Below are 10,322 nucleotides of genomic sequence, written 5' to 3'. Positions count from 1 at the left end.
GGACAGGTATCGCGAAATTTCGTCCTGTTCCGACTGCGGCGATTTCCAGGCGCGGCGGATGAATTCGCGTTTCCGCAGGGCCGGGGAGAAGGGTGTTCAATTTGTCCATACGCTGAACGGATCCGGCGTCGCCGTCGGGCGGGCGCTGATCGCCATTATGGAAAATTATCTGAACGAGGACGGCTCGGTCAGCATTCCCGAAGCATTGCTGCCCTATATGGGCGGCATAACACGCATCGAACGTGCTGACTGACCAGATCTGAAAGAAACGGCTCAATGCGGATTTTGCTGACCAATGATGATGGAATACATGCGGAGGGCCTGGCGGTCCTTGAGCGTGTCGCACGGCAATTTTCCGAGGACATCTGGGTCGTCGCGCCGGAAACGGATCAAAGCGGCCTTGCGCATTCACTGACCCTGTCTGAGCCGCTGCGACTGCGTGAAATCTCCGATCGTCACTTTGCGCTGAGGGGCACTCCGACGGATTGCGTCATCATGGGTGTGCGCGATCTGATGGACAACCCGCCCGACCTGATCCTTTCCGGCGTCAACGCCGGCGTGAATATCGCCGACGGCATCACCTATTCGGGAACCGTGGCGGGAGCCATCGAGGGAACCCTCCTCGGTATCCGCTCGATTGCGCTGAGCCAGGCCTATCGCTGGGTCGATGGACGCATCGTTCCCTGGGAGACCAGCGAGGCGGCGGCGCCGGAGCTGCTTGCCAAGCTGATCGATATCGATTTGCCGGCCGGTACGTTTCTCAACGTGAATTTCCCCTACTGCGCGCCTGACGATATCGACGGCACGGTCGTTACCGCGCAGGGCAAGCTCGTGCACGGCATCGATCTTGACCGGCGCGAGGATGCGCGCGGCTTTCCCTATTACTGGCTGCGGTTTTCGCACAAGACCACCGAACATGTTCCGGGCACGGACCTCGCCGCGATAATGGAGAACAGAATCTCGGTAACGCCGCTCAAACTCGACCTGACCGACTACGACGTCCAGCAGCGCATTGTGGAGGCGCTGGGTTGAAAAGCGGACTGAGCGAGAAAGAGGGCTTCGCGGCGCTTGTTCTCAGGCTCCGTGCCGACGGCATCTCCGACAAACAATTGCTGATGGCTGTGGAGCAGACGCCGCGGAGCCTTTTTGCGCCGCCGGCCCATGTGGATCAGGCCTATGCGCCGCGGACCATTCCGATTGAATGCGGCGAGGCCATGGAGAGCGCGGATCTCTCGCTGAAGATGCTTCACCTGCTGGAGCTCGAACCGGGACAGCGGGTGCTGGAGGTCGGCACCGGCTCGGGTTTTACCGCCGCCGTCATCTCCAGGATCGTTGAACGGGTGGTGACGGTCGATCGCTATCGCACGCTGTCCAAGCTCGCCGCGCAGCGATTTTCCCATCTCGGCTTCTCCAACATCGTTGTCGAGACCGGCGACGGACAGGAGCGCTCGGCTCAGGAAGGAACCTTCGACAGGATCCTGGTCACGGCGGCCTTTGAAGAGATGCCCCGGACGTTTGCGGACCGGCTGGTGTCAGGCGGCCGGATGATTGCCGCGATCGGTTCGCCCGATCAGCCGCAAATGCTGGTCAGGCTGACAAAAATCGGCAGCCGCTTCGAACGCGAAGACCTCTTTCCGGTGCGGTTCCAGCCCTTGCTGCCCGGATGCGCGGCCGTGCTGTAAACAGGTTTGCAAACACCCGGACCGCCGTGTTCGGAGCACGCTGATTCCGCGTTTCCATGCCGTTGAAATTTTTGCTTTGTGCTTAACCCGCCAGTAACCTTAACGCTGTTAGATGAGTCCAGTTGTTTTGCGTAAATGGGTTCGTATGATGCGTATCAGAATGCCCGCCGTTTCTTCGCGCGCCGTCAGCAAGCTGACCGGCGCGGTTTGTCTTGCAAGTCTTGCAGCCGGCTGCAGTTCCGAAGTGACGCGCTTCCAGGACGGGATCTTCACGGGCACCGTTCCGGCGCCTCTTGGCCGAAGCGCGTCGCCCGCGGGTCCGGCATCTCGACCTCAATCGGACGCTTCCGCGCTTGAGCAGCCCTATCCCGGCGATATGAGTGCCCGTGCGCCGGCCGCCTACGACAACACCTATACGGGATCGATCCCGGGTTCCGCACCGGCGCTTGCGCGGCCTTCCGGTGCAGTGCCGCAGCCGGTCCGGCTCTCCGCGACCCCGCAGGCTGTCGAGCGCCAGCCCCTGAGACAGGCGCCTGCCGTCCAGCCACGCGTTCGCGATATCGCGCTTGCGCCTGTTCCGCTCGTCACGCAGCAGACCGTCACGATGCCGGTGAAAAAAATTCCGACGCCTTATCCCGCTCCGCAACAGACCGCCGCGTTCGGCTCCTCCGCCGGCATTCCCGTGGATCCGATCATCACCGGAACATCACCGGCGAGCGCTGCCGCCCGCAAGGCCCAGTCGGCCTCCAACAACGTTGTCGGCGGCTGGTCCACGATCGGCGGCACGCGTGTCAAGATGGCGCCCGGAGAGACGATCTACAATCTCTCACGCCGTTATGGCGTGCCCGCGCGCGAAATCATGAAAGCCAATGATATTGCCGACCCGTCAAAGGTTGCCGTCGGCCAGGTCGTGGTGATCCCGACCTATGTCTATTCGCGGACGGCCCCGGTTTCGGCTCCGGACAACAACCCGAAGACGCGCGCCGCGCGCGCAAGCACGGGTTACCAGGGCGAGGCGAGGCCCGACAATGTGCCGGTTCCGGTGCCCGCGCCGGTGCGTCAGGCCGCCGTCCTTCCCGCGGCACCGGCGACCCGTGATGCCGTTTCGCAAAATGATGCAGGCCAGGCATCCGCGAGCAAACGCACGGCCAAGGAGCAAAGGAGCAAACCGGCCGGTCCGGCAATTGCATCCGCCATGGGCACATATACGGTCAAGTCTGGCGACTCGCTGAGCGCGATTGCCGCGCGCACGGGTATTTCGGTCTCGGCGCTGAAGAAGGTCAACGGCCTTGAGGATTCCAAGATCCGGATCGGCCAGAAACTACGGGTTCCGCAGTCGGCATCCTCGGTCGATGCCGTTCAGACCGTGAGCGTCGCAAGCAAGCCGGAAAAGAAACCGGCCTCGGCCGCCAGCGTGTCGACCTATGCCGCGCAGAAGAAGACCACCGAGAAAATCAGCAAGGCGGCTGCCGTCAAGGCGGATGCACCCAAAACCACCGGAATCGACAAATTGCGCTGGCCGGCCCGCGGTCAGGTCGTCGGCGCTTTCGGGTCGGTCGACAACGGCAACAGAAATGACGGGATTGACATCTCGCTGCCGAAGGGGACCCCGGTCAAGTCGGCGGAGAATGGTGTCGTGATCTATGCCGGTACGGGTCTGAAGGAATACGGCAAGACGGTTCTGGTGCGTCACGCCAACGGCCTGGTCAGCGTTTACGGCCACGCCAGCGAACTGATCGTCGAACGCGGCGACAGTGTCAGCCGTGGCCAGGTTGTCGCTCTTTCGGGAATGAGCGGACAGGCCAAAGCTCCAAAGCTGCACTTCGAGATCAGGAAAGACGCCAAACCCGTCGATCCGATGACGTATCTCGAGTAGGGACACTCCAGTCTCAGGCAGAAAAGGCCGGGCCCGCGTGTTCCCTGCGGGTCCGGTTTTGCCGTTTTGCGCCCAAGATCAACTGTCCGGAAAACGCTTGCCCAGACGCCCGGCCAGATCCTGGATGAACTGCCAGGCGACACGGCCGGAGCGCGCGCCGCGCGTCGTCGCCCATTCCAGCGCTTCGGCGCGCAGGGTCTCGTCATCCATATCGAGGCCGTAGTGTTTTGCGTAAGCGCCGACCATTTCCAGATATTCGTCCTGGCTGCATTTGTGAAACCCGAGCCAGAGACCGAACCGGTCCGAGAGGGAGACTTTTTCCTCCACGGCCTCGGAAGGGTTGATGGCGGTCGAGCGTTCATTCTCCATCATGTCGCGCGGCATGAGGTGCCGGCGATTGGACGTGGCGTAGAAAACGACGTTTTCCGCCCTGCCTTCGAGCCCGCCCTCGAGCGCCGCCTTGAGCGACTTGTAGGTGGTGTCGTCATGGTCGAACGACAGATCGTCGCAGAACAGGATGAACCGCTCCGGCAGGCCGCGCACAAGGGCCATCAGCCGGGGCAGGCTGTCGATGTCTTCGCGGTGGATTTCGACCAGCTTCAATGCATGGGGCGCGTCGGCGGTCTGCGCAACGACAGCCGCATGTGTGGCCTTCACGAGTGACGACTTGCCCATGCCGCGCGCGCCCCACAGCAGGACATTGTTGGCGGGCAGACCCTCGGCGAACCGCCTTGTGTTGTCGTGAAGGATATCGCGAACCCGGTCGACACCGCGGATCAGGCCGATATCGATCCGGTTCGGCTTTGCCACCGGCTGAAGATGGCTGGCGGGAGGATCCCAGATGAAGCAGTCCGCCGCCGTCAGGTCGATTTCAACGGGCGCGGGACCGGACAGGGCCTCGACCGCCGTTGTAAGCCTTTGGATTTCCTCAAGCAGTGTTTGAAGCGTTGCCTTGCTCACGGCAATTCCCTTTTCCGGCAAAATCCGATTGTGCGGTAGCATGATGATGCGCATACGAAAAGGGCGGACCGGTTGCGCGGGCAGTTGCAATAGTGCCCGCGACACTATATCTGGCACAGCAAAGGGTCGGTTGCTGCGGCCTTGATGCCAGCAGGGTAAAAACCCGCTTAAGAGGAGCTATTCTATGTTTGTAACACCGGCATATGCGCAGGCTGCTGGGGGAGGCGGCGGCGACCTACTTGTGTCGATCATGCCGTTTATCCTGATCTTTGTCATAATGTATTTCCTGATCATCCGGCCGCAGCGCCAGCAGATGAAAAGACGCCAGGAGATGCTGTCAAACGTTCGCCGCGGCGATCAGGTGGTTACAGGCGGTGGCATCACCGGCAAGGTGACCAAGGTGGTGGATGACACCGAGGTTGAGGTCGAGATTGCCGAAGGGCTGCGCGTGCGCGTCGTGCGCTCCATGCTGGCTGACGTGAAAGTGAAGGGCGAGCCCGTCAAAGAAACGGCGCAAAGCAAGTAGAGTAATCAAATGGCGGTTGAATTTCCGCCACTTGGCTGACTTGAGCCCGAACCGACTGCCCGACGAACCGAGAACACCATGCTGTACTTTTCCCGCTGGAAAACCACTCTGATCTGGCTTGCGATCCTGGCCAGTGTCGTCTTCGCCGCGCCTAATCTTTTGTCGCAGCAGCAATTGGCGGCGCTGCCCGACTGGATGCCGAAAAAACAGCTGACGCTCGGTCTCGATTTGCAGGGCGGCTCCCACATTCTCTTGCGGGTTGAACGCGAGGATATCGAAAAAGAGCGGCTTGAGACCATCGTCGACGATATGCGGCGTCTGCTGCGCGAGCAGGGGATCGGCTATACGGGCTTGTCCGGCAATGATCTTGTCGCCCAGGTGCGCATTCGCGATTCGGCCAATATCGAGCAGGCCAAGGACGCGCTTTCGGAACTGACGCAGCTCGTGAATGCCGGCCTGCTCGGCGGCGGAGCGCTGCGCGAGGCGGAACTCGATGAGCCGCAGCCCGGACTGCTGCGCATGACGCTGACCGAGGAGGGGATCGACCATCGTATCTCGTCCGCCGTCTCACAGTCGATCGAGGTGGTGCGCCGAAGGGTGGACGAACTCGGAACGACCGAACCCGTTATCCAGCGCCAGGGCTCCGACCGCATTCTCGTTCAGGTGCCCGGGTTCGACGATCCGCAACGTTTGAAGGACATCCTGAACCAGACGGCGAAGCTGACATTCCATCTGGTCGACCGTTCCATGCCGGCGGAAGAAGCGCTCAACGGGCGGCCTCCGGTTTCCTCGGAAATCGTTTTCTCAAATGACGATCCGCCGATTCCGTTCCTGCTGCAGCGGCGTCCGCTCTTGTCCGGAGACAATCTGGTCGATGCGCAGGCAGGGTTCGATCAGCGGACCAACGAGCCGATCGTCACGTTCCGTTTCGATACGGCCGGCGCACAACGTTTCGGTCAGATCACGCAGCAAAATGTCGGTTATCCCTTTGCCATCGTCCTTGATGATGCGGTGATCACGGCACCGGTGATCAATGAACCGATCCTGGGTGGCTCGGGCCAGATCTCCGGTAACTTTGATGTCGAATCCGCAAACGATCTTGCTGTCCTGTTGCGGGCCGGTGCACTGCCCGCCACGCTGACGGTAATCGAGGACCGGACGGTCGGGCCGGGACTTGGCGCGGACTCGATTGCGGCTGGTGAGATTGCCGGCATTATCGGCGCCATCCTGGTCGTCAGCTTCATATTCGCGGCCTATGGTTTCCTCGGCCTGATCGCCAATCTGGCGCTGATCTTCAACGTAACGATGATCCTTGCCCTGCTGACCGTCATCGGCGCGACGCTGACGCTTCCCGGCATTGCAGGTATCGTTCTGACCGTCGGTATGGCGGTGGATTCCAACGTGCTGATCTATGAACGTATCCGCGAGGAACGGCGCGGAGGGCGATCGCTGATCCAGGCGATCGATGCCGGCTTCCAGCGGGCGTTCGCGACCATTCTCGACGCCAACATCACCACGCTCATTGCGGCGGTGATCCTGTTCTATCTCGGCTCCGGACCGGTTCGCGGCTTCGCGGTTACCCTTGCCATCGGTATCGTCACAACCGTCTTCACCGCCTTTACCGTCACGCGGTGGATGATCGCCGAGTGGGTTCGCCGCAGCCGGCCCAAGGCGTTGCCGAGAGGTCTGCTTGCCGAACTGTTCGGCAATGCGCACTACAAATTCATGTGGCTGCGCAAATACACCTTCATGTTCAGCGCCGCCGCGGCCATCGGGTCGCTGGTTCTGTTCGCCACCGTCGGCATGAATTACGGCATCGACTTCAAGGGCGGCTCGGTCATCGAGGTGCAGTCGAAATCCGGGCCGGCCGATGTGGCCGATATCCGCTCGCGGCTGTCGCAGCTCAATCTCGGCGATGTCCAGGTTCAGGAATTCGGCTCGCCTGAAGAGGTTCTGATCCGTGTTCAGGCACAGGGCGCCGGAGAAAATGCGGAACAGACCGTCATCACCAAGGTGCGCGGCGATCTGGAGGCCGACTATACGATCCGGAGGGTCGAGGTTGTCGGGCCAACCGTGTCCGGCGAACTGGCGCGTGCCGGCACGATCGCCGTTCTGGCATCGCTGTTTGCGATCCTGATCTATATCTGGTTCCGATTTGAGTGGCAGTTCGCGCTCGGCGCGATCATAGCCACGGTCAACGACGTGATCCTGACCATCGGTATGTTCGTGATTTCGGGCGTGGAGTTCAACCTGTCCAGTATCGCGGCGGTTTTGACCATCGTCGGCTATTCGCTCAACGATACCGTGGTGGTCTATGACCGCGTCCGGGAGAATCTGCGACGATACAAGAAGATGCCATTGCCGGATCTCCTCGACCTGTCGGTCAACCAGATGCTGTCGCGAACCGTTCTGACCTCCGTCACCACGCTGTTGGCACTGCTGTCGCTGTTCATATTCGGCGGAGAGGTCATCCGCTCCTTCACCTTTGCAATGATCTTCGGCGTTGTCATCGGCACCTATTCGTCGACCTTCATCGCGGCGCCGGTCCTCATCCTGTTCAAACTGCGCGGCGAGAGCTTCCAGGCCGGGATGGGCAAGGACGATGAACCGAGCAAGGAAAGCAAGGGGCCTGCGCCCGGAACGGCCTGAGGCGATGGGTAGAGGCATAGAGATCCGCGAAGCGCATTTTCCGGACAGGGCACCCATCGACGCCTATGGCGACGGCGGTTTCCGTTTTGCCGACATGTCCCATCGCGGATCATTGCTGTGCCTGCCTTCAGGCATTCACGGGTGGAATGCCTCCACCGACAGCGCGCTCGATGTTCCGATGTTCAAACGTGTGTTCGACGAGGCGCGGGACATCGAGGTGCTGCTTGTCGGTACCGGGCTTGAAATCCGTCGCCTGCCGCCGGAACTGAAGATCAGACTTCGCGATGCGCGGATCATATCCGACCCGATGAGCACCGGCGCGGCCGTTCGGACCTACAACGTCATGCTTGCCGAGGCCCGTGCCGTCGCTGCCGCGCTCATCGCCGTGTGAAGCGGCCGGACGCGCGTGTCGGACAACCGGTCATTCCTCGAACAAACATGCCTTGCGGCGCTGCGGGCAGGGGACAGGGACCGCTATCTCTGCGCCCTCCTGACGCCGGATGAAAAACGCGGCGCCATCAGCGCGCTTTACGCCTTCAATCTTGAAATCGCGCGGGTGCGCGAAAACATCACCGAGCCGATGATGGGTGAGGTGCGCCTGCAATGGTGGCGCGATCTGCTGGACGGAGAGACCCACGGCAGTGCGGAGGCCAATCCGATCGCGGCGTCGCTGATGGCGGCGATCGCCGATCACAATCTGCCGAAGGCGCCGCTGCTCAACATGATCGCCGCGCGCCAGTTCGACCTTTATGATGATCCGATGCCGGACCGGACGGCCTTCGAGGGGTATGCGGGCGAAACCGCGTCAACCCTTTTACAGCTGTGTGTGAATGTGATCGATCCTGACGCGGCGCGGCATTCCGCCGACGCGGCAGGCCATGCCGGTGTTGCGCAATTCGTGGCAGGCACGCTGTTGCTGTTGCCGATCCACCGCTCGCGCGGTCAGCTTTACATCCCCGGCGATCTGCTGAGGGCAGCAGGGCTCGGCCGGGACACATTTCTCTCCGGCGCAGATACCGACGCCGTCAGCCAGGCCGTTTCGGCGTTTATCTCGCTGGGCCGCGAGCATCTGGCACAGGCGCGTCTCCAGTTTTCCGGTCTTCCGAAGGGCTGTATCTCCGCCTTTCTTCCCGTGGCAACAGCCGAACAGGTCTACAACCGCGCCGAAAGGGCCGGTGCCACGGTCCTCAGCACGCCGCTTGAGATTTCCCAATGGCGACGGCAGTGGCGCTACTGGCGCGCGGCGGCGCGCGGCAGGTTCTGACCGGGGTTTTTCCGACCCGATTGTGATTAAACACATCAAGGCGCATAATCGCCAACATCCGATTGGAGACGAACCGATGCAAATTCCGGGCGGATTCTGGCTGCTGGCGTCTGTCATCCTCGCCGGTGTGGGCGTTCTGGCCTACCTGCGCTGGCGGCGCTCTGCGGATGCGCCCGGGCAAATCGACGACGATACCGGATCGGTGATACTGGCATTTTCGAGAGCCCATCCCGACATAGCCGTACGAGATGTCATCACCACCAGCGACGGTCGCTGTTCATTCCTGCGCCTTGCCGATGGCCGGGTCGGATTTGTCGAACAGGGTTCGCTCCACATGGCTGCACGGCTCCTGGAGCCGAAGACGCTGGAGGTTGGCGATCCCAGCGGCCGGCAGGTGATCAATGTCCGGTTTCCCGGCCTCTCAGGGAGCGAAGGCCGCTTTGAGTTTTCGAGCGCCGAGCAGGCGGCCGAGGTTTCGCTTTGGCTGTGCGGCGGATTCACCGTGGTGGCCGGACAGACAAACCCTGACCCGGCCTCAGATCACCAGTGAACCTTCGGCGAGCAGGTCTGCGAAGACCGCCTCTTTCTTCGCAACCGATGCCTGGACGGCCCTGGTAAGGTCCTCCGCACGCAGCATGCCCGCGTTCCAGGTTGCCACATAGTCCAGCCCGTCCTCGACGCTGTGATCCCGGCTGTAGGTCAGGTTGCGTTTGACGCCGGCCATTGCCAGCGGCGATCTGGCGCTGATCTGCCGCGCCATGTCCATGGCAGCTGAAAGCAGGGCATCGCGGCCGCTCGACAGGCTGCCGACGAGGCCGAAGCCATGTGCCTCCTCGGCGCCGAAGCGGCGGCCGGTAAAGGCGAGTTCGGCGGCTATGGCCGGTGAGATCAGTTTCGGAAGACGCTGCAGCGTGCCGACGTCCGCAGCCATGCCGATATTGATTTCCTCTATGGCGAAACAGGCATCCTGCGTGGCCAGCCGGATGTCGCAGGCGCAGATCATGTCGATCCCGCCGCCGATGCAGGCGCCGTGGATGGCGGCGATGACCGGGAACCGCGCCTTCTCAATGGCGGAAAGTGCGCCTTGAAGCTGCATGATCTTGTCGCGAAACGCGTAGGCGGCGCGTCCGGGCTCCTCGGAAAAGAGTGCGGCAACGGATGCAAAGGATGCAAGATCCATCCCGCCGGTATAGTGCTTTCCCTCTGCGGTCAGCACCACGGCACGGACGGTTTCGTCACAGTCGAGGAACTGCAGAAGCCGCGGCAGCTCGGTCCAGAAGTCCGGCGTCATGCCATTGGCCTTTTCCGGCCGGTTCATCGAGAGCCTGACGACCGGACCCTGCCGATCGACCAGAAAAAATGACG

At 61.9% G+C, this 10,322-nt stretch carries 11 protein-coding genes; 9 read left to right on the top strand and 2 right to left on the bottom strand.

The annotated features are described in order from the left end of the window. The 4 genes from AC5E6N_RS20850 to AC5E6N_RS20835 all read left to right on the top strand — a co-directional run. On the top strand, positions 1 to 253 hold a 253-nt coding region (locus tag AC5E6N_RS20850; protein ID WP_491749615.1), incomplete at its 5' end, for an aminoacyl--tRNA ligase-related protein. Positions 254 to 276: 23 nt separating this feature from the next. Then, positions 277 to 1,032: a 5'/3'-nucleotidase SurE gene (surE, locus tag AC5E6N_RS20845; protein WP_491749614.1), complete on the top strand. Its 756-nt coding sequence runs from the start codon at positions 277 to 279 to the stop codon at positions 1,030 to 1,032. Continuing rightward, on the top strand, positions 1,029 to 1,682 hold the full coding sequence (locus tag AC5E6N_RS20840; RefSeq protein ID WP_491749613.1) for a protein-L-isoaspartate(D-aspartate) O-methyltransferase: 654 nt from the start codon (positions 1,029 to 1,031) through the stop codon (positions 1,680 to 1,682). The genes surE and AC5E6N_RS20840 overlap by 4 nt, the downstream gene beginning before the upstream one ends. Positions 1,683 to 1,827: 145 nt before the next feature. Continuing rightward, complete coding sequence (locus AC5E6N_RS20835) at positions 1,828 to 3,558, top strand: peptidoglycan DD-metalloendopeptidase family protein (protein WP_491749612.1); 1,731 nt, start codon at positions 1,828 to 1,830, stop codon at positions 3,556 to 3,558. A gap of 78 nt (positions 3,559 to 3,636) precedes the next feature. On the opposite strand, the gene AC5E6N_RS20830 is transcribed toward AC5E6N_RS20835, so the two are convergent. Then, positions 3,637 to 4,518, bottom strand: a complete 882-nt coding sequence (locus AC5E6N_RS20830) for an ATP-binding protein (RefSeq protein ID WP_491749611.1) — start codon at positions 4,516 to 4,518, stop codon at positions 3,637 to 3,639. A gap of 184 nt (positions 4,519 to 4,702) precedes the next feature. On the opposite strand from AC5E6N_RS20830, the gene yajC reads away from it, so the two are divergent. The 5 genes from yajC to AC5E6N_RS20805 all read left to right on the top strand — a co-directional run bounded on the left by yajC (position 4,703) and on the right by AC5E6N_RS20805 (position 9,507). Next, entirely contained in the window at positions 4,703 to 5,044 is a 342-nt protein-coding gene (gene yajC / locus AC5E6N_RS20825) for a preprotein translocase subunit YajC (protein WP_491688582.1), read from the top strand. A gap of 78 nt (positions 5,045 to 5,122) precedes the next feature. After that, positions 5,123 to 7,693 (top strand): protein translocase subunit SecDF, encoded by a 2,571-nt coding sequence (gene secDF / locus AC5E6N_RS20820; protein ID WP_491749610.1) that lies wholly within the window; start codon positions 5,123 to 5,125, stop codon positions 7,691 to 7,693. Positions 7,694 to 7,697: 4 nt separating this feature from the next. Further along, positions 7,698 to 8,084, top strand: a complete 387-nt coding sequence (locus tag AC5E6N_RS20815; RefSeq protein ID WP_491688580.1) for an Mth938-like domain-containing protein — start codon at positions 7,698 to 7,700, stop codon at positions 8,082 to 8,084. Between the two features lie 15 nt (positions 8,085 to 8,099). Next, entirely contained in the window at positions 8,100 to 8,957 is an 858-nt protein-coding gene (locus AC5E6N_RS20810; protein ID WP_491749609.1) for a phytoene/squalene synthase family protein, read from the top strand. Between the two features lie 76 nt (positions 8,958 to 9,033). Then, positions 9,034 to 9,507 carry a hypothetical protein gene (locus tag AC5E6N_RS20805; protein WP_491749608.1) on the top strand — a complete coding sequence of 158 codons (474 nt, stop codon included), beginning with the start codon at positions 9,034 to 9,036 and terminating at the stop codon, positions 9,505 to 9,507. Here the strand turns inward: AC5E6N_RS20805 and AC5E6N_RS20800 are convergent. Then, the coding region (locus AC5E6N_RS20800) for a crotonase/enoyl-CoA hydratase family protein (protein WP_491749607.1) at positions 9,493 to 10,322 on the bottom strand (830 nt) is incomplete at its 5' end. The genes AC5E6N_RS20805 and AC5E6N_RS20800 overlap by 15 nt on opposite strands.

It is taken from the genome of Hoeflea sp. (genome assembly GCF_984452065.1).
This window is presented reverse-complemented; position numbering and strand designations above follow the sequence as displayed.